The sequence below is a fragment of the Flavobacterium sp. ALD4 genome, from assembly GCF_002836475.1.
In the GTDB taxonomy this organism is placed as follows: Bacteria; Bacteroidota; Bacteroidia; order Flavobacteriales; family Flavobacteriaceae; genus Flavobacterium.
Window position 1 is genome coordinate 1 of sequence record NZ_PJBJ01000026.1, and the last position, 23380, is coordinate 23380.

Annotated in this window: 24 protein-coding genes; 7 read left to right on the plus strand and 17 right to left on the minus strand. The window is 35.8% G+C overall.

Translation table 11 applies throughout. The annotated features are described in order from the left end of the window. On the plus strand, positions 1-1783 hold a 1783-nt coding region (locus tag CXF59_RS05915), incomplete at its 5' end, for a T9SS type A sorting domain-containing protein (protein WP_157824536.1). Between the two features lie 168 nt (positions 1784-1951). After that, on the plus strand, positions 1952-2362 hold the full coding sequence (locus CXF59_RS05920) for an OsmC family protein (RefSeq protein WP_101136925.1): 411 nt from the start codon (positions 1952-1954) through the stop codon (positions 2360-2362). A gap of 58 nt (positions 2363-2420) precedes the next feature. Here CXF59_RS05920 and CXF59_RS05925 read toward each other — a convergent pair whose 3' ends face one another. From CXF59_RS05925 to CXF59_RS05935, 3 genes are read right to left on the minus strand one after another with little or no spacing between them, the layout of a single operon-like run. Then, the gene (locus tag CXF59_RS05925; RefSeq protein ID WP_101136926.1) at positions 2421-2876 is read right to left on the minus strand and encodes a GNAT family N-acetyltransferase; all 456 of its coding nucleotides are present in this window, start codon (positions 2874-2876) and stop codon (positions 2421-2423) included. Between the two features lie 4 nt (positions 2877-2880). Continuing rightward, positions 2881-3768 carry a cysteine synthase CysM gene (gene cysM / locus CXF59_RS05930; protein ID WP_101136927.1) on the minus strand — a complete coding sequence of 296 codons (888 nt, stop codon included), beginning with the start codon at positions 3766-3768 and terminating at the stop codon, positions 2881-2883. A 1-nt stretch (position 3769) separates the two neighbouring features. After that, the gene (locus CXF59_RS05935) at positions 3770-4561 is read right to left on the minus strand and encodes a serine O-acetyltransferase (protein WP_101136928.1); all 792 of its coding nucleotides are present in this window, start codon (positions 4559-4561) and stop codon (positions 3770-3772) included. A 344-nt stretch (positions 4562-4905) separates the two neighbouring features. On the opposite strand from CXF59_RS05935, the gene CXF59_RS15260 reads away from it, so the two are divergent. Next, positions 4906-5115, plus strand: coding sequence for a hypothetical protein (locus CXF59_RS15260; RefSeq protein ID WP_232758704.1), 210 nt, complete (start codon positions 4906-4908; stop codon positions 5113-5115). A 195-nt stretch (positions 5116-5310) separates the two neighbouring features. Beyond that, positions 5311-5391: a DUF1003 domain-containing protein gene (locus tag CXF59_RS15265; RefSeq protein WP_232758714.1), complete on the plus strand. Its 81-nt coding sequence runs from the start codon at positions 5311-5313 to the stop codon at positions 5389-5391. 145 nt (positions 5392-5536) lie between these two features. Here the strand turns inward: CXF59_RS15265 and CXF59_RS05945 are convergent, their stop codons facing one another. Further along, a complete protein-coding gene (locus CXF59_RS05945; RefSeq protein WP_101136980.1) occupies positions 5537-5797 on the minus strand; it encodes a DUF2752 domain-containing protein in 261 nt (86 codons plus the stop codon). A gap of 120 nt (positions 5798-5917) precedes the next feature. Here CXF59_RS05945 and CXF59_RS05950 point away from each other — a divergent pair, with 120 nt between their 5' ends. Then, positions 5918-6109, plus strand: a complete 192-nt coding sequence (locus tag CXF59_RS05950; protein ID WP_101136929.1) for a hypothetical protein — start codon at positions 5918-5920, stop codon at positions 6107-6109. After that, positions 6102-6653, plus strand: coding sequence for a Smr/MutS family protein (locus tag CXF59_RS05955; RefSeq protein WP_101136930.1), 552 nt, complete (start codon positions 6102-6104; stop codon positions 6651-6653). The genes CXF59_RS05950 and CXF59_RS05955 overlap by 8 nt, the downstream gene beginning before the upstream one ends. An 84-nt stretch (positions 6654-6737) precedes the next feature. Here CXF59_RS05955 and CXF59_RS05960 read toward each other — a convergent pair whose 3' ends face one another. Further along, positions 6738-7697: a hypothetical protein gene (locus CXF59_RS05960; protein ID WP_157824537.1), complete on the minus strand. Its 960-nt coding sequence runs from the start codon at positions 7695-7697 to the stop codon at positions 6738-6740. An 86-nt stretch (positions 7698-7783) separates the two neighbouring features. On the opposite strand from CXF59_RS05960, the gene CXF59_RS05965 reads away from it, so the two are divergent. Continuing rightward, positions 7784-8908, plus strand: coding sequence for a cysteine desulfurase family protein (locus tag CXF59_RS05965; protein WP_101136932.1), 1125 nt, complete (start codon positions 7784-7786; stop codon positions 8906-8908). A 56-nt stretch (positions 8909-8964) separates the two neighbouring features. On the opposite strand, the gene CXF59_RS05970 is transcribed toward CXF59_RS05965, so the two are convergent. The 12 genes from CXF59_RS05970 to CXF59_RS06025 form a co-directional block, all read right to left on the minus strand. Beyond that, the gene (locus CXF59_RS05970; protein ID WP_101136933.1) at positions 8965-10203 is read right to left on the minus strand and encodes a sodium:proton antiporter; all 1239 of its coding nucleotides are present in this window, start codon (positions 10201-10203) and stop codon (positions 8965-8967) included. Positions 10204-10426: 223 nt separating this feature from the next. Continuing rightward, positions 10427-12649, minus strand: a complete 2223-nt coding sequence (locus tag CXF59_RS05975) for a glycosyltransferase (RefSeq protein ID WP_101136934.1) — start codon at positions 12647-12649, stop codon at positions 10427-10429. 13 nt (positions 12650-12662) lie between these two features. Continuing rightward, positions 12663-13700 carry a pesticidal protein Cry7Aa gene (locus tag CXF59_RS05980; protein ID WP_101136935.1) on the minus strand — a complete coding sequence of 346 codons (1038 nt, stop codon included), beginning with the start codon at positions 13698-13700 and terminating at the stop codon, positions 12663-12665. Between the two features lie 42 nt (positions 13701-13742). Next, the gene (locus CXF59_RS05985) at positions 13743-14720 is read right to left on the minus strand and encodes an MlaD family protein (RefSeq protein ID WP_101136936.1); all 978 of its coding nucleotides are present in this window, start codon (positions 14718-14720) and stop codon (positions 13743-13745) included. Between the two features lie 8 nt (positions 14721-14728). Beyond that, positions 14729-15481: an ABC transporter ATP-binding protein gene (locus CXF59_RS05990; protein WP_101136937.1), complete on the minus strand. Its 753-nt coding sequence runs from the start codon at positions 15479-15481 to the stop codon at positions 14729-14731. Positions 15482-15487: 6 nt separating this feature from the next. Further along, entirely contained in the window at positions 15488-16270 is a 783-nt protein-coding gene (locus CXF59_RS05995; RefSeq protein WP_101136938.1) for an ABC transporter permease, read from the minus strand. A gap of 348 nt (positions 16271-16618) precedes the next feature. Then, a complete protein-coding gene (locus tag CXF59_RS06000; protein WP_101136939.1) occupies positions 16619-17485 on the minus strand; it encodes a ribose-phosphate pyrophosphokinase in 867 nt (288 codons plus the stop codon). 5 nt (positions 17486-17490) lie between these two features. Next, positions 17491-18993: a thymidine phosphorylase family protein gene (locus CXF59_RS06005; protein ID WP_101136940.1), complete on the minus strand. Its 1503-nt coding sequence runs from the start codon at positions 18991-18993 to the stop codon at positions 17491-17493. Between the two features lie 185 nt (positions 18994-19178). After that, a complete protein-coding gene (locus CXF59_RS06010) occupies positions 19179-19472 on the minus strand; it encodes a chaperone modulator CbpM (protein WP_101136941.1) in 294 nt (97 codons plus the stop codon). Then, positions 19469-20362: a DnaJ C-terminal domain-containing protein gene (locus tag CXF59_RS06015; RefSeq protein WP_101136942.1), complete on the minus strand. Its 894-nt coding sequence runs from the start codon at positions 20360-20362 to the stop codon at positions 19469-19471. Before CXF59_RS06015 ends, CXF59_RS06010 begins: the two co-directional genes overlap by 4 nt. A 226-nt stretch (positions 20363-20588) precedes the next feature. Next, entirely contained in the window at positions 20589-21650 is a 1062-nt protein-coding gene (locus tag CXF59_RS06020; RefSeq protein ID WP_101136943.1) for a retron St85 family RNA-directed DNA polymerase, read from the minus strand. A gap of 569 nt (positions 21651-22219) precedes the next feature. Next, on the minus strand, positions 22220-23380 hold the full coding sequence (locus tag CXF59_RS06025; protein ID WP_101136944.1) for a phosphatidylserine/phosphatidylglycerophosphate/cardiolipin synthase family protein: 1161 nt from the start codon (positions 23378-23380) through the stop codon (positions 22220-22222).

Consider the following 23380-nt stretch of genomic DNA (forward strand, 5'->3'; position numbering starts at 1 on the left):
AGCTAGAGATCTAACAGTTACCGCTACTGGAATCAATAAAGTTTACGATGGCAATACAACAGCCACAGTTACATTAGGTGACAACCGTGTTTCAGGAGATGTAATGACAACTTCGTACACATTAGCTAGCTTTGCAAATGCTATTGTTGGAAATTGGACTGTTAATGTTACTGGAATAAGTATCAGTGGTACAGATGCAGTAAATTATAAACTATTAAACACAACTACAACAACTAATACTGATATTACCCCAGCCTCTACAACAACCACACTTACTTTAAGTGCGCCAAGTGTACGCTACATGGATATGTTAACAATGACAGCAGTTATTAAGCCATCAAATACAGCTACTCCACTAACAGGTACAGTTGAATTTAAAATTGGCTCAATAGTATACGGCACAGCTGCAATAGTTCCAATGCCTGGAGCTACAGACGGATCAGTGCAAGCAATGCTGATTACACAAATGAAAAACACGGAATTACCGGGTGACTACAAAGTGTATGCATCATTTACAAGTACTAATACTAATTATTCGGGATCTACAAATACTAGTCCTCTGAAAGTGACACCAAGGAGTGCTACTTATTTAGGAACTGGTTTCTATACTGGTGATGTATTTGTATGGACTCCAACGGAGACAAGCAGTACAGGTACTGTTGCTTTGGTCGCCACTATCAAAGATGCAGATACACCTAGCGGGGATGTAAGAGGAGCAAAAGTTACTTTTTACTATGTGAATAACGGCGTTTATACGGCAATTCCTAGTGCGAGTAATTTACCAGTTGGATTGGTGGATATGACTGATGGTAGCATTGGTACAGCTAGTGCTATCGTGCAACTTAATATAGGTAGTCAAAATTCGGCTAGTTATACTATTGCGGTGGGTATTAGTGGTGCTTACATCAACAAGAAAACAGAGCCAACAGCTATAGAAGTTATTACTGTTTCGAAACCAGTACCTGGTGGATATGTAGTTGCAGGTGGTACCTTACTTAATAGTACCTCTTCAGGAATACTTAAAGGAGCTGCTGATGTTGAAACTAAGTTTAGTATGGATGTTAAATTCAATAATAAAAACACGAATCCTCAAGGGAAGTCATATGTTACATTTTGGAGCTATTACAAATCAGATGGAACACTTGACAATGTACTGCATCATTATGAAATTACCAGTAATGCAATCGCAGTATTTGCAGTAGGGCAAACTACATCTAAAAGAGATGCTTCATTTAGTAGTAAATCAAATTTAGTTGAAGTACTTGAAAATGGAACAACAGTCGGAATTGATAGTGGTATAACGTTACAACTTACTATGACCGATAATGGAAAAGGTACTACTGACTTATTTGGAATTACATTGCAGAGGAAAGCTGGTGGTGTTTGGTTCTCCAGTAAATGGAATGCAACTAAAACTCAAGAGCAGTTGTTAAACAAAGGGAATGTATATGTTTCTACATCTGGATTACCCCAATCAACAGCGAAAACAACTAATTCTAAAGGATCTGTCGCAACAATTGAGAAAATAATATCAGAACCAGTTCCTTTCAATATCGCTGTGTATCCAAATCCATCTAATGACCAATTTACGATTGCCGTTGCAGGAGATAGTAAAGAAAAAGTAGCATTACAGGTTTATGATATGAATGGTAGATTGATCAAAACTATCCAAAGTAGCGATGGACAAAGTATCAATTTTGGATCAGAGCTTCCATCTGGTATTTATATTTCTGTAATCAGTCAGGGAGTTAAAAGTAAAACAGTTAAATTAATTAAAAAATAAAGTTCTTTTAAATATCATGAAGTTAAAAGCCAACCCAATTCGGGTTGGCTTTTTAATTTTGACACCTTCTATTTGAAGATAAATTTTAAAGTTTCGTTAAAAAAAACCTAGAAGGAAAATCTTAGCTTTTAAAAGGCTAGCTTTGAATGAATCAAAAAAACACAACTTATGAAAAGAAATGCAACCGCAGTATGGAACGGTTCCGTGAAAGAAGGAACAGGAAAGCTTACAACACAAAGTAACACATTAGCAAATACACAATATTCATTCAAATCGCGTTTTGAGGATGGAGTGGGTACTAATCCAGAAGAACTAATTGCAGCAGCACATTCTGGTTGTTTTGCAATGCAACTTTCAGCATTTATTGGTGAAGAAGGATTTACTCCTGAAAGTATAGAAACTAAATGTGAAATTAACTTAGTAGAAGGAGTGATAGTGGGGTCTCACATAATAGTGAAAGCAAAAATAGAAGGCATTTCAGAGGCTAAATTTCAAGAATTAGTGACTAAGGCGGAAAAGAACTGTCCTGTTTCTAAAGTATTAAATGCAGACATTACATCTACCGCTACTTTATCTTAAAATAGCGACACATTAATTATATAAAAAAGAGGCGCCATTAACATAATGGCGCCTCTTTTTATTTTAAAATTGATTTGCTAAAACAAACACTATCTTCTATCCCTTCGTATTGTCCGTAATTAGTTGTAATACGGTATCCATTTTTTTTAGACAAGCCAATAGCTTCAGGGTATCTTTTGCCCGTTTCTAAAATACAAGTAGTAAATGATAATTCTTTCGCCCAAGATTCTAATTCTTCCAATATTTGCGAAGCAATATTTTTACCGCGACTCTCAGGATTAACAAACATTCTTTTTATTTCGGCAATCTCACCTTTATATAACTTAAAAGCACCACTGCCTACCGCTGTGCCGCAGTCATAAGCAACTATTGCATGTTTTATACTGTCGGTTTTATTGAATTGGTCATAAAAGCTGTGCTCTTCACCGTCTCGAACCTTTATGTCTTTATCAAGTTCGCTTATTAATTGAATGAAATCAATGTTTTCTGGATTGGTTCTTATAATTGTTATCATTTATTTAATCAAATAAATCAGAGGACAAATAGCGATCGCCGCGGTCACAAATTATGGCGACAATCACGCCCGATTCTAATTCTTCTGCTATTTTCAAAGCCGTAGCGACTGATCCTCCGCTACTCATTCCTGCAAAAATGCCTTCTTCAAGTGCTAGTCGCTTGGTCATGGCACGTGCCTCGGTTTCGCTTACTTCGACAATACGATCTACTTTTGAAGCATCAAAGATTTTAGGCAAATATTCTTTTGGCCATTTACGGATACCCGGAATTTGCGAGCCACTCGCTGGTTGGCCCCCAATAATTTGAATTGCTGGATTTTTCTCTTTCAGGTAAGTAGAGGTCCCCATTATTGTTCCTGTCGTTCCCATGGCAGCAACAAAATGCGTTACGGTACCGTGCGTGTCATTCCAAATCTCTGGACCTGTAGTTTTATAATGTGCTTTCCAGTTATCTTCGTTGGCAAACTGATTCAACATGATATAACCGCCTTCGGCTAATTTTTTATCAGCATAGTCGCGCGAACCTAGGATTCCTTCTTTAGCTGAAGTAAGGGTTACTGTTGCGCCATAAGCACGCATGGTTTGAGTACGTTCTTTGGTTGAATCTTCGGGTAATACGAGTTCGATTTCTATATCTAATAATTGAGCAATCATGGCCAATGCGATTCCGGTATTTCCGCTGGTGGCCTCAATCAATTTATCTCCCTTTTTGATGTCGCCTCTTTCTAAAGCGGATACAATCATATTATAGGCAGCGCGGTCTTTTAGACTTCCGCCAGGATTGTTTCCTTCGAGTTTCAACAGTAACTTTATATTTTTATTTTTAATTAAATTGACGCTTTCCACTAATGGGGTATTCCCAATCAGGTCTAATAATTTTTTAGGCTCCATGCTATCTTAGTTCTTTTATTTTTACTTCTGTTGTTGTGGTGTTGGTCACAAGTGAGCCTTCAGGAATGGATTTGGTAACCCATGAATTTCCACCAATAATACTATTTTTACCGATAACGGTATTGCCTCCTAAAATGGTCGCATTAGCATAAATACAAACGTTTGACTCCACGGTAGGGTGTCTTTTTGCATCTTTCATGTCTTTACTAACGCTGAGTGCACCTAAGGTTACCCCTTGGTATATTTTTACTCTTTTTTCAATGACTGTTGTTTCTCCAATTACGATACCGGTGGCATGATCAATGAAAATAGGAGAGTCTATTATGGCTCCTGCATGAATATCTGTTCCTGTGATTCGATGCGCATATTCGCTCATTAATCTGGAAAAGAGAAGTAGGTCTAAAAGATAAAGCTCATGGCTCAGTCTATAGATCGCGATGGCGTAAAAACCAGGATAGCCAAGGTATATTTCCTCTATACTATTGGAGGCAGGGTCATTTTCCAAAAAGAAATTAGCATCTTGATTTAGCTTTTCAAGAACAGAAGGTAATTTTTCTAGGTACTGATCCCACATGGATTCACAAATCCCTTTCGGTTTTTTACAGGCGATTATAGAGATTTCTTTGAAAAGAACTCGAAGTTCATCAATACTTTCGCTTAACGGTGCATTGGCATCAAATAAAGTGTAGAATAGTTTCTCAGTAAAATCTTCTATTTTTGTTTTGATTCCGTAGTTAATAGAGGAATGACCTTTTAGAGAGATTATATTTTTGATAATCAGATCTTTTGTCATGATTATGGGATTGAATAGTTAGTAGAAAAGGCTTAAAATACGCAGTAATAAGTAAAAGCAACGACAATTCTCTATTGAAATTCGAGGAGCTTGTTGCTAATTATTTTATTTTTGATCTTAATAAATAAGACGAAACAAAGATATCGAACTATTTTGAATTAAACTCTAAGAACGACGATAGTATCAGTAAAAGTGCGGTGATTTCAACTACAATTTATTCAGAGAGCAATGTTTTTAATAAATGCTGTTTTTAAATTCGTGTGGTAAAAACGACACAGATAGCTAATAGCGGAATTTTCAGGAGTGAATTTTCAAACAAGGAGTTCCCTTTCGTAGACAAAATCTTGGGAAAAACAATTCGAAAAATAATTTTAGTAGTGATGCAAAAAGATTTTCCGAATTTCTCGAAAGAGAAATCGTTATCTGCGACAGAAGTGATTTTTTATAGAGAAAAATACATTTCAAACTATTTCTCCTATGAAATAGGAGAGCTTTCGAATCTTGAAAGTAAAATTAATGATGAATTAAAAGAGTATGACTCTTGTGGTAACTAGAATTGAAAAAAAAGCGGAACCACTAACTTTTGGACAGATTATAGCCGATAAAATGGCTTATTTTGGAGGAAGTTGGAAGTTTATAATCCTTTTGATAGTGCTTTGGATGTTAGGTAATATTTATAGTCGGCACAATAAAGGATTTTATCCTTTATTTTATCGTGTTTCACAGCTTTTCAGGCCCCAGTTATTATGATGGGCCAAAACCCTCAAGAGGAAAAAGACTGTGATAGAATAAGAAGGGACTACATGATTAATCTAAAATCAGAACTTTAAATTAGAATTCTTGATAAAAAATCAGCTCATTTAATCAAGTATCATAAGAAGAATTAGTAGAAATTTAAAAGATACAAGTCGAAATGATGAACGCTATTCTGAGCAGGATCAGTAAATAATTTAATTTGTATTTAGCAGAAGCCACCTAAGAGTGTTTGTAGAAGTAGCCGCCAATCATAAAAAGAACATTAATAAGAGCCACGATTATAATTAACTTTTGAGAAATAATACTTTTATAAATAAAATGAAAACCTAGAAAACCTAAAAATAAAAGCGAGGTAAATAGGGCAGGATACATTTGGAAAGAAGCGTTAAAATTCCCTTGCAAAAGCAAAAGCAATGACCTCTGAAAACCGCAGCCCAAACACTCCACCCCAAAGAGTGTTTTACTGATACAGGGAATCATATATTTTGTTAAATCCAATGGTTTTGTTTTTTCTACAATTTACAAAATTTCAGTAAACTATTTAATAAAAAAGGGAGCCAATTTTAAATTTATTACATTTGGAATCTGATAGGTAAAGAAATGAAAAAATTAATAATTCCAATGATGATTGTCGCAATACTTGTTGCTTTCTTTGAGCAGGTAAGTGCCGAAAAAAATGTGTATATAACTGTAATTGCCATTGCTATTTTTATGTTTGGCATGATGCAGTTGAGTGCTAAAACACCAAGTAAAAATCAAGATAATCAAGATAAAGAAGATAAAGATGTTTAATAAAGGAGACAAAGTTTCAGTGCTGGACGAAGCCATAAATGGAGTGGTGGTATCAACCAAAGATAAAGAAGTTACAATAGAAACAGAGGATGGATTTTTGATGACATTTCTTGTCAAAGAATTAATTAAAGTAAACGATTCCAGTAACTTAATGGATTCTATTAGAAGAGTTAATAGAGATGAAATCGAAAAGGAAAAAGCGATTCCAAAACCGAGAAGTTTTGTAAAAGAACGCAAAGACAAGAATGAGAGATCAGCACCAGAATTCGATTTGCATATCGAAAAATTAGTGCCTAACAAACAAGGGATGTCAAATTATGACATTCTTACTTTGCAATCTGAAACAGCACAACGTCATATCGAATTTGCGATTCGCAACCGTATTCCAAAAATTGTTTTTATTCATGGTGTTGGCGAAGGAGTGCTAAAAGCAGAGCTCGATTTTTTATTGGGTCGTTATGATAATATTGCTTTTCAGGAAGGTAATTATCAAAAATACGGTCAAGGTGCCACCGAGGTTTTCATTAAACAAAATAGTAAATAAACTGCATGCAGTTTAAAAAAAAAGTCTCGTTTGTGATTACAAACGAGACTTTTTTTATACTTATTTTTCGGTAATATAAACGACTTAATTAGTAGTCAACAAATCACCGTAGTTATAATTATCACCCAATAGAAAGGTATTGTTTCCATTTTTCAAAGTTACTTTTTTAAGTACGATGGTATGCTTGAAAGCAGTAGGGCCATTTGTTGTTGTCGTTACTTCAATAATACCGCTGACGCCAGTTACACCACTTACGGCATTCCATTGTTGGTTTATTGTGGGTGTAGCAGGTGTTGTTGACCCGCAAAAATAATCGCCCGTAAGAAGGCCTGTAAATAAGCGGTAGCTAAGTTTGTTTGAGGCTGTAGCGATCAATCCCGTTCTCGGGCTGTTTAAAGCGGTCACTGTATTAACAATCAGACTTGGGTCTATCTCTAGTGTCAATGCTTCGCTGCTAGTATAATTATAAACTAAATTCGAGTTGCTGCATTTCTCTACCGTTTTGTCAAAAAGAAAAGGTAAAGGCGTTGCGCTTGTTACATAATCTCCAAAAGGGAAGGTTTCATATACTTGGGTGCCGTTGCTTTTTGTAAAAGTGACGTTCTTGAAAACAATGTTATGATTGTAACCCGTAATTCTGGTGCTGTTCTCCGTTGTATTTAACGTTTTTACCGCCGTCGTGAATATTTGTATTTTTCCTGCAGTGGCATTCCATTGATCTGTTACGATAGGGGTAGCGGGGGCTATGGTTTCGCAGATGTTGTCAGTAGATACTACACCATCATAAAAGCGATACACCACTCGATTGCTGTTGTTGATGTCTATTGTGGTTGGTGCGTCAGTTAGTGAAGGTTCGTTTACAAAAGAACTTCCCGAAATTTGAAGGAGCAGTGCCTCTTTCTCTTTTAGCTTGAAAATGATGTCATTTGTAGTGCAACTTTGCGTTGCTATATCTTCAAAGTTAATGTCTTCCTGAATTAAATTACCATCATCACAACCAGTTAATACCAACGCAAAAGCCAATAGGCTTAGAAATCTTTTCATCGTAAAATATATTTTTACAAAAATAGCTAAAAAATTGACAATTAATATTGGAGAATAGACAATTGATATTTCATAACTTTGCAGTAATGAAAAAAATATACCTCGATAACGCATCAACGACAGCCATAAGACCGGAAGTCATTCAAGAAATGACAAAAGTAATGGCGGAAGATTTCGGAAATCCTTCCTCAACACACAGTTTTGGACGAAATGCGAAAAGTGTTCTGGAACTTTCCAGAAAATCAATTGCCAAGCAGTTGAATGCTTCTGCGCAAGAAATTATTTTTACCTCCTGTGGAACGGAAGCCAACAATTGGATCCTTCGCTCTGCTGTGGCAGATTTGAAAGTAAAGCGGATTATTACCAGTAAAATAGAGCATCATGCCGTTTTATACACGGTTCAGGCATTGCAAAGGGAATTTGGGATTCAAGTAGATTACGTAGCAGTCAAGCCAAATGGAGAAATAGATATCACGCATTTAGTCGAATTATTAGCACAGAATCATAAAACGCTAGTGAGTCTGATGCATGTCAACAATGAAATAGGAACCGTTTTAGACCTGAACAGAGTCGTACCTATATGCAAACAGTACAATGCGCTATTGCACTCTGATACCGTTCAGTCCATTGGAAAGAAGGAAATCGACCTGCAGGAACTACCCATTGATTTTTTAGTGGCCAGTGCCCATAAATTCCACGGACCTAAGGGCGTGGGATTTGCTTTTGTGCGAAAAAATTCAGGCTTACAGCCATTGTTTTATGGTGGCGAACAAGAAAAGGGATTGCGACCCGGAACGGAAGCGCTACACCAAATAGCAGGGATGGCAAAAGCTTTGGAGCTTTCTTATGCCAATTTAGAAGCAGAGAGAGCTCAGATTTCCGACTTGAAAAAGTATTTGATAGAACGACTTGAAATTGATTTCCCTTTATTTACAATGAATGGAAGCCAAGATGGTTTTTACAATATGCTGAACGTTTTATTGCCTTTTCCAGAGGACAAAACAGCTATGATTTTATTTAATTTGGACATGAAAGGCATTGCGGTCTCCCGAGGAAGTGCCTGCCAAAGCGGAAGCATCAGAGCATCACATGTATTAGCTGAAATGCTTTCAGATGAAGATTTAAGAAAGCCAAGTCTGCGCATTTCATTTAGCCACAACAATTCGAAAGAAGATATAGATTTGTTAATGGATGCTTTAAAAAGTATTTAAATAAAAGAATCCTTCTCATTAAACTGCCCCCCATAAGAAAGGTCAATTTGGGCATTTCACAAGGGGGTTTTGTACACTTCTTCATTTTCAACGGGGATCGCTTCTTTTGCTTTCCTTTTTTCTTCTATAATCGTTTTCCTTTTTTTAGCTGTAATCATTAATCCCAGCATCATTATGATTGCAGTCATTAAAATCACTTGAATAATTAATGACTTATTGACTAATAATATCCTTTGCTCAGGAGCTATACCTAGGAATAACAAAATAGTAATAAGCCCTCTAGGTGCTACAAAAAGCAGTGGGAATAGGGGGATTTTAGAAACTTTGAGCTGAATGAAACGCAAAAGAAAAAGAATTACCACAATTCCGATAGCCCAGACAAGCGTATCTGCATTTATAATTTCGGCGGTTTTGATTAAATACCCAAATAAAAGAAAGAATAATGCTCTAACCAGAAAGGTAGCTTCGATTATCAACTCTTTAAACTTGCTAACCTCCTTGTTCAACAAGTCAAGTCTAAATTGTTGTGTCCATCGATAATGTTTTAATTCATCTAAGTTACCGATTGACAATCCAAAAACAAGGATAAAAATAAGTGCTGGTAAATGAAATATTTTTGATATTTCATAAATTAGAATAATTAATAGGACTATTGGAACAAACTTAATATGATGCTGAATTTTATTTAAGAGAAAAGACAGTAATATAGTTGCCACAAAAGAGATTGCGATTATAATCAATATTTCTAAACAAAAATAACCAAAGGTTTCTAATCCGAAGCTGGTGTTGTATGCGATGAAATTGAAGAAAATAACTCCGAAAATATCAGATAAACTACTTTCGTAAATAATAAACTCTTTTTGATTCGAACTAAGATTTCTTACACTTGGAATCGCAATAGCACTACTGATCACACAAAAAGGAATCGCATTTATTAGACTTTCCCTAAAAGAATATCCTCCGTAATATTGTAATAAATAGGCAAGCGAAAAAGCTAAAATAACTAAAGGAAGGAAAGCGCCAATAGATGATTTTTTTATCAGTCCAACTTTAGATTTGTTGAGTTCTAGTTCTAAAGAACCTTCTAATACAATAAGAATAAGTCCAATCGTGCCTAATACTGGTAACGTATCGGTAAGATCTGGAAGGTTTATATCAAAAAAGAAGGTGATCTCTCTGACCATCCAGCCTAAAAGTAATAATAATATAACGGAAGGTATTTTTGTCCTTGCGGCTGTAAGGTCAAATAAGTATGCGATGAGCAACAGTAGACAAAGTGAAATTATGATTGTCATAGAAAATTAATTATATTTTTTAACTTTTAATGGTTTCCATTACTTATAATGGAGCTCTATTTTGTGAAATATAATACATTAGCTTGTTAAAACATAGACATATTTTTAAATATAGAAAAATAGTTGCTGTATGGCATCGTTTTTTAGGTCTAATAAACTGTAAGTAAATGCTCTAATTTTTAATTTTTACCGAGTCTTTTTTTTAAAAAAAAAGTAAAATCAGCTACAATTCTGCATATTTCTCCATTATTAGTCGAGCTTTAAAAAAACACAAGGTGGATTCCGCGCCCTGATTTATATTAATGTGTTTGTCTTCTAGACCGTCATAAGAAGCGCCGTTCTCTGGGTTATACATAATTTGTTTCAGATGATTATTGCCTAAAAACCAAATAAAAGCCAGCTTTAATTGATCTTTATATTTTCTGTTTTTGGTGACATCATTAAACAAATCTAAAGCAATAATCGTAGTGGCCACTTCAATAGGTTGTTCTCCGTAAAAATACCTTTCGTTTTCTTTTTTAAACCATCCTCTGTTTGAGATTACCTTGAGTTGACCTTTCATGAAATATTGGGATAGCAGAAAGTCAAAGGTAATGATTGCTATTTTTTTATATTTCATCTTTCCGGTAACTAGGTAACTATACATCATCGCCTCTGGTAACACATTGTTGGCATAGGTCATATAGTCTTCATACCAACACCAATTGACATCTGAATTAATATGATAGTGCCGCAATAATTCATCTGCCAATTTTTCCATCTGTTTTTCAATTTTCGGGTCTTTATAAATGGAGTAGTAGTTGTAGAGCCCTTTTAAAGCATAGGCCATAGCCCTTGGAGAACTGAAATCATCGATTCTTACAATCGCTTTATCCCAGCATCTTTTTGCTCTTACCACTATTTCTATAGGGAGTGTTTTTTTATGCGCTAGCGTCGTTCCTAGGCTCCATAAAGCTCTTCCATTGGCGTCTTCGAGATTGACTTCATGATTTTGTGTGGTCAATTCATTGTTATAGTCTTTGTAATTGTCAAACCAGCCATTTGGTCTCTGGATTCCCTCTATATATCTTAGATAGGTGTGTGCCAATGAAATGGTTTCGTCGTTAGGCTTAAGTTTATGATACATGACCATGTTTATTAATGCCCTTGCATTGTCATCCAATGTATATCCTGATGCAGGATCGGGCTCGCTAAATTTAGAAAATTGGAGTATGCCAAAATTAGTCGTAAGGTTTTTAATATGATCCAGCTTTATCGGTGGAAAACAGAAATTCAAATTATCTTCTTTGGTTGTCAATTGATCAAAAAGCAGTCTGTATTGAATTGCAATATTCCCCCATGAGGTCACATGTGACTGTGAAAAAGCATTTTTGCCCATATTAATTCGTTCCTCTTTATTTTCAATAAGCCATACTATTGCTTCTTTGAACTCCGCAGAATCGTTAAATTTGTTTAGTAAAATGCCTGTACTCTGTTCAAGCATTTCAACTGCATGGGGAATTGGCGTGGAGATTACAGTACAGCCGCAACTCATGGCATAAGCAAAAGTTCCGCTCACGGCCTGGTTGGGATCTTTGGATGAAAATAAATAAATATCGGATAATGTCAAATATTCCAAAAGCTGTTTTAATTCCACGTATTCATTGATAAAAACGACGTTGTCTTGTAAATAGAGTTCGTCCACAATTGAGGCCAGTTTTTTGCGATATTTCTCCCCTTCGTTTTTGATGATTTCGGGATGTGTTTTTCCAATTATCAAATAAAGTAAACTGGGATGTTTTTTTATGATTTCAGGTAAAGCGAATAATGTTGTTTCAATATTTTTATTCTCACTGATCAATCCAAAAGTGGAAAGCACAATCCTGTCGGAATACTTGTAGCTGTCTTTTAATTTTTCTTTTTGTTCCCATAACACATTGTGATTACCGTGCGGAATTACTTGAGTTTTTGAAATGGGACAGTTATAGTAGTTTGTCAAAATCTCTTGCGATTTTTTGGTGAGGACTACTATGCGATCTGACAGATCGGCGAGGGCATTGACTATTTTTTTTCTTTTTTGATCAGGATTTGGGAGGACAGTATGAAATATTGTGGCAATTGGTTTATTTAAAGCCAGTATAAATGCAAGGATATAATCACCATATTCACCACCGAAAAGCCCAAATTCATGTTGGATACAAACGAGACCAATGTCTTTACGCTCATTTATTTGTTCGGCTACAGACCGGTATTCATCTAAGTTAGTAGCCGATAGGGTATAAGTTACTTCTTGATTGTATTTGTATTCGATGCCATTATTCTGTAAAGCACATATCTCAACGGGAAGGGTATCCCCGAATACGATTTTTACGGCATTTACAACATCGTTTGAAAAAGTTGCTAATCCACACTCTCGAGGTGGATAAGAACTTACGATTAGCATTTTTAATCCTTTCTCAAGTCTCATATTAAGATTTTATTTATGGTTGTTTTTTTAGTTCATCAAGCAATTCGGTAAGGTTTATTTTAGCGACTGCAATATGAGTGTCAGCGGCGCCATAGTAGATATAAAGGTCATTTTCAAACAAGGCATAACCAGTGGGAAAGACAACATTATTAACGACACCCTCTTTTTCCCATTTTTTTGTTGGCGAAAACAGAGGGTAGGGTAATCTTGATAGTTCCATTTCAGGTTTTTCTAAATGGAATAAAGCAGCTTTAGCATGATATACCTTTCCGGTTGCAGTCTCATTTACACCATGATAAATTACCAACCAGCCCCAAGGAGTTTCAATAGGAGGAATTCCGCCGCCAATATAATTCGTTTCATACGGGGCTTTAGGGTCTAGAATAATATGATCTGTCAGGTTCATTAGATAATCTTCCCAAAAGGATAAGGTTAGGTCTTCCCACTTGTCAAACTTAACAATCTGAATTCCGGGCCAAATACGGTGTAAAAGAACAAATTGACCCTTTATTTTTCTTGGAAAAAGAACTACATCTTTATCGCGTAATAAACGGGTTTCGTCACCGACTAATCCAATTTCCGCAAAAAGATTATAGTATTGATGGTATTTTGGGTTTAACTTGGAATCGTTACATCTGTTTACATGACTTTCATATTCCTGATAGTTCACTAGAGGTGTGATTATTCCATGTTTTTCAAAATGAATTAAATCTTTGGAAGTGGCTAGTGCTCCCATGGCATTGATGCCATCATAAGCGGTGTACGTTATGTAATAGGTATCTTCAATTTTCACAATTCTCGGGTCTTCGACCCCTTTTTTTTCATAATCGAAGTCTCTCAAAATAAGAGGCTTTTCCATTCTTTGTACTATTTTTGTAGGTCCCTCCATTTTTGCATAGCCTATGGTAGAAACGTTTCCTTCCTGTACGGCCCGGTATAAAATATGGACTGTATTTCCATCCTGATAAATACCAGGGTTTATGACGCCGTTATTTTCAAAATCTAAATTGGTGGGGCTTAAAATAACCCCTAGCTTTTCTACCGTAATCATAATCGACTGTTTTGTGATTTCTTACTCAATCTCCTTTTAAGGCTACTTTTTTTGTTCCTTTCTCTTGTCTCTTTCTAATCTTCTGAAGTACCCTCGAAAGAGAAAGTTGTGTTTTAAAGCTTCTAAATTTTCGTTCAATTTGGCACTGGCCTCTTTGACATTAGTCATTGTAGAATCAATTTTATGAACAAGTTTGGGGTCATTGGCAAGATAGTTTAAAGCCCCTTTTCCATCTTTTATGTTGACAATGGTTTTGTTTAGATTAGTCACGACCTTCTTTACTTCCAAACTTGAATTATCTAAATTGCTAACGATTGTCTTTATGCTGTTGGCGATAGCCGTGTCTTTCAAAAGACCTATAACATTGTCTTTGTTGTTCATCGATTCAAGAAGTCTGTTTAAATTTTTCGTGGCCTTTGCTGTTTCTCGTCCCGATATTTTTAAGTAATACATGGTTTCTTTTAAATCTCTGGCTGTCTCAGCATCATTTAATAATAGACCTATAGTTCCTTTTCCGTCATTAATTTCTTCGGCGATTGTAAGTAAGTTTTCAGTAAGTTGCGCTGCGTTTTCATTGGTTTTACTTAGAGTTTTCAAAAGATCATCTGTACGGATGCGATTTAAAGAACGAATTTCATCTCCTGGTTCAACGGGAGGCTCCGTTCCTTTCCCTGGCAAGATGTTGATAATCATACTTCCTACCAATCCGTCAGAACCTATCGTCGCCACAGCGTCTTTTTTTATGTGTTTAAAAATAGTATTGTTAATAATCATGTTCACTTTGATGTTAGTGTCATTGATCATTTCAATGCCGCGCACTGTCCCCACATTTACTCCGGAATAGCGTACATTATTCCCTATCTGTAAACCATTTACATTAGTGAAAAGAGCTTCCAAATTACTTGTTTTTCCAAACATACTTTGTTTATCTCCAATTAGATAGGTAGCTAAAACAAAAATTAGTAACCCTATTATTACAAAAAGGCCTAATCTTATTTTTTGTGATGTCGTTTTTTCCATGTCTATACTTATTTAAAGAAAGCCTGCACTTTTGGGTCTGTTGAATTCGATAAGTCATTAAAAGTGCCTTCGGCATAATTAATACCATCGACCAGTAAAATCATTCTATTTGAAATCACTCTGGCACAATCGACATCATGTGTAATGATGAGAGCTGATGTGTTGTATTTTTCTTGGATTGATTTCATCAATATCAATATTTCTTTAGCCGTGATAGGGTCTAATCCCGTGGTGGGTTCATCATAAAGAATTATCGTGGGTTGCAGGATTAGTGTTCTCGCCAAGGCAATTCTACGTTTCATACCGCCTGAAAGTTCGACTGGCATCAAGTCTATGGCATCAGCCAATCCCACATTCTCAAGGGCTTCCGTAACCAGTGGTGTAGTATCTTTTAATACTCCAAATTTTTTAGTATGACGTCGCAATGGGAACTCTAAATTTTCTCTCACGGTCATGGAATCATACAGCGCGCTTCCCTGAAAAAGAAATCCAATTTCTGTCCGTAGTTCATCCAGGGTTGCTCGGTTGAGTTCTCCAATTTCCTCTCCCATAACCATAATGGAACCGCTATCAGGCTTTTCCAGCCCAATAAGGCATTTAATCATTACGGATTTACCAGAACCGGATTTACCCATTATGACCAAGTTTTCTCCTTCATGTAAAATCATGTTAAAGCCATTTAAGACATGATTGTCCCCGTAGCTTTTTTTCAAGTCTTTGATCTCTATAATAATTTTTTTATTTTGGATAGTCGTACTCATAATTAGTTATAAATCATAAAATATATCAGTAACAAAAACAGCAATAAAATCAATAATGAAAAGGAGCATAGAGGTATAAACTACCGCAGAATTAGCGGCCAGACCAACCCCTGCTGTTCCTTTTTTGCAATAATATCCTTTAAAGCACCCCACCAGTCCTATAGCAAAACCAAAAAAGAAACTTTTGATTGTGGCAGGTATCAGGTCTCCAAAATCCAAAGCATTAAAGACCTGATTGAAATACAGTAAAAAAGATACGTGCCCTTTTATATTTTCAACCAAATACGATCCAAAAAGAGCGATGGCATCTCCGAAAAAGACGAGTATAGGAAGCATTAAAGTGGTAGCCATAATTCGAGTGACTACTAAGTATTTGAATGGATTAGTACCGGAAACCTCCATCGCGTCAATTTGTTCCGTAACGCGCATGGACCCTAATTCAGCACCAATACCGGAACCAATACGTCCAGCACAAATCAAAGCGGTTATAATTGGACCTATTTCTCTAATTATCGAAATGCTCACCATGGAGGGCATCCAAGAAACAGCGCCAAACTCAAGAAGAGTAGGGCGTGATTGTAAGGTGAAAACCAAACCAATTATGAATCCGGTAACGGCAACCAATAATAAAGAACGATTCCCCATATAAAAGCATTGACGGAGAAACTCTTTAAATTCAAAGGGGCGTCTGAAAGACTCTCTGAAAAACCGACCTGCAAAAAAGGCAAGTTCGCCAATTTCAATCAAGAAAGATTTGACCAATTCGATTATTTTAAAAATGGCATTCATAGCTGTAATGAATTAATTTTCATAATGAGGTGCTACTCAAATATACAACTATTATGCTGATTATCAGGCATTTTAAATGTTGATAAACTGATTTTTTGATGATTTAATCGGAAAAAAAGAGTCTTTTATGCAGATAATAAAATATTTAGTAAATGCACTCTTATAAAAATGTTAAAAAAGGAAGTTGGTATTATTGGATAACGGAGTTTTTAGGTAGTGAACGCGTATATAGTCTAAAAGACTTGCCTAGGGTTGTAAATCACGGTGTCTTTCCGAGTTTATTTAAATTACCGTTAGAACAGCTTTACTTAATGTAATAACAGCGTCAGTTCTCTTGCAGTTTTCAGGTTAGACAATCAACAAATCGCTAATGTCAATTCTATTACTTTCATGTGGAATCGTGTTGCAGGTAATAATTTCCTTGGCACCGGAATCTTTTATTTCTTGAAATGCATTTTCAGCAAATACAGCATGTACGCCGATACAAACAGGGGGTTTCATTGCGGCGTTTTTCAAATGACCGATGGTTTCAATCATGGTGCGTCCTGTCGAAATGATATCATCAACTAAAACGGGAACATAATCCTTATATTTTTCGAGATGAGGTATAGACACTTCGACATCACGGTCACCATGCCTAATTTTCGTTAAAATAACATAGGGCGCATTGGCGTTTTTTGCGACCTCAGCAACCCATTGTTCACTTTCGCCATCAGGGCCAATCAAAATGGGTTTGTCAATAGTATATTTGATCCAGGCTGAAATATGATGAGCCGCATGGGATACTGTTGTAGGTATGCTGTAGATTTCAGATAAAGAACTTCTTCTATGCAGGTGTGGGTCGATCGTGATTAAAGTATCTGCAAATTCAGAAATCAAATTTGCAAAATGGGTTGAGGTGACACATTCCCCAGTATTGAAGGCTTTGTCCTGACGCATATAGGCAAGATAAGGTACAATAAGACAAATGCTTTTTGCGCCAAATTCTTTTGCAGTCTTCGCCAAAAAGTAAAGCGGTAGCAATTTAGTGTCCGGCTCATGAAGGGTACAAACTAAAAACACTTTTTTATCTTTCACATTCGATAAAATCCGAACATATGTTTCCCCATCAGGAAAAGAACGAATTTCAATCATTCCTTTTTCAGCCTTTTCTTTTTGAATAAGTATTTCTGTCAAATTTTCATTACCGGGTAAAGCAAAATATATTTTTTTCATGCGCTTTATTGAATTAAAATAATATCCTCTTCTGATTTCATATAATCTATCGAGTATTTAAGCTCGCCTTTTGTTTCTGAATAAATACAATACAATATATCTCCTTTTTCCACTTTTGTATTTAAAGGTGTTTTTAGCAATACCCCTGCTTTACTGTCGTGTGGTGCGCCGGCAAGTTTTGCGATTTTGGCAAGTCTTCTGTTATCGATTTCAGTTACAATTCCTGATTTCTCGGCTTTAACATTTTCTTTATAGAGGGCAAATTCAGGTTCTCTAAAACCACCTTGCGCTTTGCATATCGTAAGGAACTTCTTGTATGCATCTCCTGACGAAAGAATTTCTTTTGCAAGCTGAAGTCCAGTTTTATTTTTGGTACCATGTACCATGTCAATAATGCTCGCGGCAAGAAGTAATGCTTTATTTCTTAAATCTTGGGGGGCATCCATTTCGTTCCGCAAAACACTCAACACATCCATAGCTTCCAATGAGGGACCAATCCCTCTACCGATGGGCTGCGAGCCATCAGTAAACAGCACATTTACCTTGATGCCCATTGCTTTTCCAACTACATTGAAATAATATTTTAGTTTTTCGGCGTCTTCATCCGTTCTTACTTTTGCCGTTTTTCCTATTGGAATATCAATAACTACATGTGTGGAACCTGCAGCAATCTTTTTTGATAATACAGAGGCTATCATTTGGCCTTCACCATCTACATCAAGCGCTCTTTCCACACGTATTATGATATCGTCGGCGGGGCTTAGTTTTATCGAACCACCCCATACAAAGCATCCGTTTTCTTGTTCGACTACTTTTTGAATTTGTTTGATGCTGAGGTCTATTTTTGTCATGGTTTCCAAGCAGTCTGCGGTGCCTGCGGGGGATGTGATTGCCCTTGACGATGTTTTGGGTATCGTAAGTCCAAAGGCGGCTACGATAGACACTACGATGGGTGTTGTCCTGTTGCCGGGAAGTCCTCCCACACTGTGTTTGTCCACTACTATTTTTTTATTCCAGGAAAGGCTTTGTCCTGAACCTACCATCGCTTTGGTTAGTCCAATGATCTCTTGAATGTTGAGGTTATCACCGCCACAAGCGGTAATAAATGCCGCAATTTCAATATTGGAATATTCGCCTTTAACAATATCATTTATAATGTTTTGTAAGGCTTCATAGTTCAGTTCTTTACCATACATTTTAGCTCTAATACTTCTCATGGAGTTCACGGGCTGAACATGTGAAAAACTAATTTCATCTCCTTCTTTAGCATATAAGTCCATCCAGGCACTTTCAGACAATCCCGCTTCTCCAGGTTTCAAAATTCCATCATTAATAATGTATAAAGTGGCTATTTTTGATTTCCCTTTTACAGTTACCAATACTCGGTTAAGTGCTTCAAAGCCTTCCGATAAGCAGATATGGCAATCTTTACGCATGAAAACAACATGTTCCCTTTGCGTGTCAATACCAAGATGTACTAATTTTAGAGTATTAAATGTGGTTTCCATTCTAATTAATTTAAATGAGAATTAAAGCTTAAATAAAAGAGGGCTTTTGTAAAAGGTTAAAAGTACTGTATGCTGCCACTATGGATCGAGTTCAATATATAATCATAAAATTAGACGTTAGCGAAGTCCTCGAATTAATTGCCATAGCATGTTCCAAAAGAGAGGGCAGCTATTTCTTTGTTTTTTTAATTTTCATATAAACGCAACCTGTTTTTGATATTGACTAATTCCTTTTGTAGGGCATCTATCTTTTGCAGTAAATTAAAAACAACGTCAATTCCTTCTATGTTGACATCTAATTCCTGATGCATTCGAATCATTTTTTCGATTTCATAAATAGAATCTTGATGTATATATTGTACCTGCTCCACTGTTTGAATCTCCACTAATCCAAGTTCGCTTAAATTGCTAAAGAAAGACAGTTCGACTTTATAATGGGTGACTAATGTGTTGAGAGGAATGAAGTTTTCTATGTTCATAAGGTTTTTAGCTTAGAAAGTTCAGTGAATAGTTCTTTTTCTTTTTCAGAAAGACTTGTTGGAATTTTTATTTCATAGGTGATGTAAAAATCCCCAAATTGACTTTCCTTTTTATAAACAGGAAATCCTTTTCCCTTCAGTTTTACTTTGGTTCCATTTTGAGTCCCCGGCGCTACTTTCAGTTTTACCTGTCCGTCAAAAGTATCAACGGTAATGTCTCCTCCCAAAATAGCGGAATACAAGTCTAAATCTAAAGTGGAGTATAGGTTCTCTTTATCTCGTTTAAAAGCAGTGTGATTGTCTATGGTGAAAGTAATATATAAATCCCCTTTTGGACCACCTCCGGATCCTGCAGCACCATATCCTGTAATTTTTATAACCTGACCATTTTCCACTCCCGCAGGAATAGTAAGGCGAATGTTTTTGCCGTTAATGGTTAGCGTCCGTTTGTGGGTAGTGTAAACCTCCTTTAAGTCAAGGTGCAATTCAGCATTAAAATCTTGTCCCTTAAATTGCGCGGTACGACGACCGCCTCTTGTAGACCGCCCGCCAAACATGGATTCAAAAAAGTCCGAATAATCCGCGCCACCACCACCGAAATCGGCTTGCTGTCGACTTCCTTGGTATTGTTGCTGCTGTCTTTTCGATTGTTCATACTGCTCTGCATGTTGCCAGTTTTCGCCATAGGCATCGTATTTTTTACGATTTTCGGCGTTGCTCAATACTTCATTGGCTTCATTTAGTGCCTTGAATTTTCTTTCAGCTTCTTTGTCGTTTGGATTCAAGTCAGGATGGTGTTTCCGGGCCATTTTACGATATGCCTTTTTAATCTCAGCTTCCGTTGCCTTTTTATCGACGCCTAATACTTTGTAATAGTCTATAAATGCCATTTGTATTATTTTTTCAATTATTGATACCGTCTTTAACTTTTACTACCACCGAATAACCTGCTCTCAATAGTTCTAAAAAAAAACATCTTATTATTCTAATAAATTTAATCAATTTTTAGCTGATATAGGGTACTAAAATGTTTTATTACAAGCAATTATAAATTATAAAAGCCCCGAAAAGGGACTTTTTGATACTGATGTTGCTATAATTTTGAGTTACTAATTTTTACATCCATATAAGTTTTACCGTATTGGATTTCAAATACTGTTTCTTTTTTAAATTAATAAGAAATGATTTATACCCTATGAATTCATTGTCTTTTGGGTTTATTTGCAAAACAAAATTTATTTTTCCCAGCAGGTGTTCTAAAAAGTTACTTTGGTTAATTTCTCTGTACTCCCGATGCTCATCAATTCCAAACTTCTTGATGTAATACATGGCTTGTCTTAATTCATTGCGTTTGTGAAACACGACTTGTGGTTTTTCATTTACCACAATACCTGTTACCGTTTGTCGATTGCCGGGAGTCATGAGTTTCGTTTTTGCAGTATTAATTTTAAAATTCATTTTTTCAATGATTCCGTTTATTTTATCAAAGAGTTCTTTTTCATCGAAATCTCCTGAAAAACTGAGATCATCGGCATAACGGGTGTATCTTATTTTTCTTTGAATGCAATAGTCAGAGATCATTGCGTCAGCATCTACAAAAATTAGATTTGACAGGGAAGGACTTGTAGGTGCTCCCTGCGGTAAAGAACCATCCCGGGTACATAGTTTGGCCAGTAAATTAGAAATGCTTTTAGAGTAGCCCAATTCACTAAAGATTTTTTCGACACTTTCTATAGTAATGGAAGGGAAAAAATTTTCTAAATCCAGCGTAAATACTTTCGGCTGGTTTCTATGAAATTTCAAATTTTCTATGAGACTTATATTTGGTTTGTACGCCTTAGCAAAAGGACTCACAGGGATATTGTATAAGATTTTTTTTAGAATCCAGTGCTGAATTTCTTTTAAACTGGGCAATGGTTCTGATATGGGTCTTTTTTTACCGTTTCTTTTAACAATTTCAAAATCGCGGTAAAAGTATTTGGTATGAAGAGCGGCTTTCTTGATATATTCCTTTTTGTAGCCCACTAATACTGACAAATGGGACGTATTGTAAATTACAGGAACATCATTGGAAAATAAAGGTGCCGCATAGTCCAAACAGCGTTTGATATTCTGTTCAGAATAGCCTCTTTTTATAGCCTCGTTGGTGAAAGTGTCTTTGTAGTGTGAAAAATCCATAACCTTAAAATCGTTAATGGAGTGAGGACTTTTATGTCTCTCACTCCAATTAGGAATACGGGTTTAAAAGGTTCGGAGCTCCGCGGAGAATCTTTTAAACCCAGTGCTTGAAAAAGCATTCAATTACAGAACAGTGACTCACTGCTCCGATGTTAGCTGAGCTAACACTATCTTTAAAAAATGAATTAAAACTGTAACTCATTCTGAAGGGGAATATATATTGTTTTCCTGGACAATTTGGGGATTTTACTTTTTAAATCCTTGGCTATCCATTCTTCTTTTTTTCGTCTATGTATTTTAGTACGTTCCATTGCTGTAAATCTTACGTTAAATCGACTTTTTTAATTGTAACTATTTTTAAATAAACGAGTTGACTTAATTAAAGTTACAAAAAATATTTAAAAACAAAATGTAATACCTTATTTTTTTTTCAAAATAAAAAAACCACCAAAATTTAATTTGGTGGTTTTAAATACTCTAAGAAGGTTAATTTTTATTTAAAAGATTATTCTTTCAACAATTGCACATGCAACGAAGTTGGTGCTAAAAGTAAAGAACAAACGAATGGACTAGTAAAATTTTTTGAATCGCTTTTGGGGAAAATAAGTGACTATATTAAGTATGAGTCGGGCAGCCCAATAGGATAGCCAATTTATAAAACCAGAAGATATATTTTTTCTTTTTTTTAGTGATTCAGGAGTTATTCTTTGACATTGCGCTATGACCTCATTGAGGTGTTCTAAGTAACTGCTGGCGAATGTGATAGATTTAATTTCAACATTCATTTCAAGACTTCCATAAGAGCTCAAATTATTCAGGTTGAAAGAACCAATAGTGGTCCAATTACGGTCAACAATCGCTGCTTTTCCATGCAAAACGGTTGTATTCCATTCATATAACTCAATGTTATTGTCCAAAAGAGCAGAGTAAATATGATAGGTAGCCCGTCTGGAAAGAGTAACATCTGAAATGCCGGAGAGGATTAGTTTAATTTTGACTTTGTTATTTGCCGCTTTCTTCAATGCGATATTCATTCTCCTGCCAGGAAGAAAATAGCTTCCTACTATGACGATTTCTTTTTTGGCAGTACTGAAGGAATTAATATAAGCGTCATAAATTTCGTTTTTCCTTTTCAGCCAGTCATTTTGAATAATACTGACGATGGTTTTCTCTTTTGTATTTAAAGCACTTTCTATCTTTTTTTTGAAAAAGTATCTTTTCTTAAAAAAGAGGTCTCTGCATAGCAATTGAAGCTTTTTTGCAATTATCGGATCATCAATCTTTACCGCGTAATCCAACCAAGGGTCTTTTCCAAGTTTGCCATGGTATTTATCGGCAATATTTATTCCGCCAATCAAGATTACATGGGCATCTGCAACGACGATTTTATGATGTAGTCTTCGGCCAATGTAAAAAGAGTTTGCTGAAAAAAACGGAGAAAAATAGCGGAAATTAACTCCTCTTTCCCTTAATTCCTCGGCTACTTCCTTAGGAAATGAAAAGGAGCCAAAGCCATCTAACATCAGGTAGACCTTAACATGGCGCGCTGCGGCTTCTTTAAGTTTTTCTATAATCTTAGCTCCTACGGCATCATTTTTAAAAATATAGAATTGAAGATGAATTTCATATTTCGCATTTTTAATAATTTGCTCCAGCCGAGAAAAATAGTCTTCTCCGCTATATACTAATTCCAGGCAATTGGGATGGGTTGTTTTTTGGGTTTTAGACAT

Bases quoted from the DNA above. Each gene is read 5' to 3' on its own strand.
- CXF59_RS05920 (WP_101136925.1), top strand. From the start codon at position 1,952: ATGAAAAGAAATGCAACCGCAGTATGGAACGGTTCCGTGAAAGAAGGA.
- CXF59_RS05925 (WP_101136926.1), bottom strand. From the start codon at position 2,876: ATGATAACAATTATAAGAACCAATCCAGAAAACATTGATTTCATTCAA.
- cysM (WP_101136927.1), bottom strand. From the start codon at position 3,768: ATGGAGCCTAAAAAATTATTAGACCTGATTGGGAATACCCCATTAGTG.
- CXF59_RS05935 (WP_101136928.1), bottom strand. From the start codon at position 4,561: ATGACAAAAGATCTGATTATCAAAAATATAATCTCTCTAAAAGGTCAT.
- CXF59_RS15265 (WP_232758714.1), top strand. From the start codon at position 5,311: ATGGGCCAAAACCCTCAAGAGGAAAAAGACTGTGATAGAATAAGAAGG.
- CXF59_RS05945 (WP_101136980.1), bottom strand. From the start codon at position 5,797: ATGATTCCCTGTATCAGTAAAACACTCTTTGGGGTGGAGTGTTTGGGC.
- CXF59_RS05950 (WP_101136929.1), top strand. From the start codon at position 5,918: ATGAAAAAATTAATAATTCCAATGATGATTGTCGCAATACTTGTTGCT.
- CXF59_RS05955 (WP_101136930.1), top strand. From the start codon at position 6,102: ATGTTTAATAAAGGAGACAAAGTTTCAGTGCTGGACGAAGCCATAAAT.
- CXF59_RS05960 (WP_157824537.1), bottom strand. From the start codon at position 7,697: ATGAAAAGATTTCTAAGCCTATTGGCTTTTGCGTTGGTATTAACTGGT.
- CXF59_RS05965 (WP_101136932.1), top strand. From the start codon at position 7,784: ATGAAAAAAATATACCTCGATAACGCATCAACGACAGCCATAAGACCG.
- CXF59_RS05970 (WP_101136933.1), bottom strand. From the start codon at position 10,203: ATGACAATCATAATTTCACTTTGTCTACTGTTGCTCATCGCATACTTA.
- CXF59_RS05975 (WP_101136934.1), bottom strand. From the start codon at position 12,649: ATGAGACTTGAGAAAGGATTAAAAATGCTAATCGTAAGTTCTTATCCA.
- CXF59_RS05980 (WP_101136935.1), bottom strand. From the start codon at position 13,700: ATGATTACGGTAGAAAAGCTAGGGGTTATTTTAAGCCCCACCAATTTA.
- CXF59_RS05985 (WP_101136936.1), bottom strand. From the start codon at position 14,720: ATGGAAAAAACGACATCACAAAAAATAAGATTAGGCCTTTTTGTAATA.
- CXF59_RS05990 (WP_101136937.1), bottom strand. From the start codon at position 15,481: ATGAGTACGACTATCCAAAATAAAAAAATTATTATAGAGATCAAAGAC.
- CXF59_RS05995 (WP_101136938.1), bottom strand. From the start codon at position 16,270: ATGAATGCCATTTTTAAAATAATCGAATTGGTCAAATCTTTCTTGATT.
- CXF59_RS06000 (WP_101136939.1), bottom strand. From the start codon at position 17,485: ATGAAAAAAATATATTTTGCTTTACCCGGTAATGAAAATTTGACAGAA.
- CXF59_RS06005 (WP_101136940.1), bottom strand. From the start codon at position 18,993: ATGGAAACCACATTTAATACTCTAAAATTAGTACATCTTGGTATTGAC.
- CXF59_RS06010 (WP_101136941.1), bottom strand. From the start codon at position 19,472: ATGAACATAGAAAACTTCATTCCTCTCAACACATTAGTCACCCATTAT.
- CXF59_RS06015 (WP_101136942.1), bottom strand. From the start codon at position 20,362: ATGGCATTTATAGACTATTACAAAGTATTAGGCGTCGATAAAAAGGCA.
- CXF59_RS06020 (WP_101136943.1), bottom strand. From the start codon at position 21,650: ATGGATTTTTCACACTACAAAGACACTTTCACCAACGAGGCTATAAAA.
- CXF59_RS06025 (WP_101136944.1), bottom strand. From the start codon at position 23,380: ATGTCTAAAACCCAAAAAACAACCCATCCCAATTGCCTGGAATTAGTA.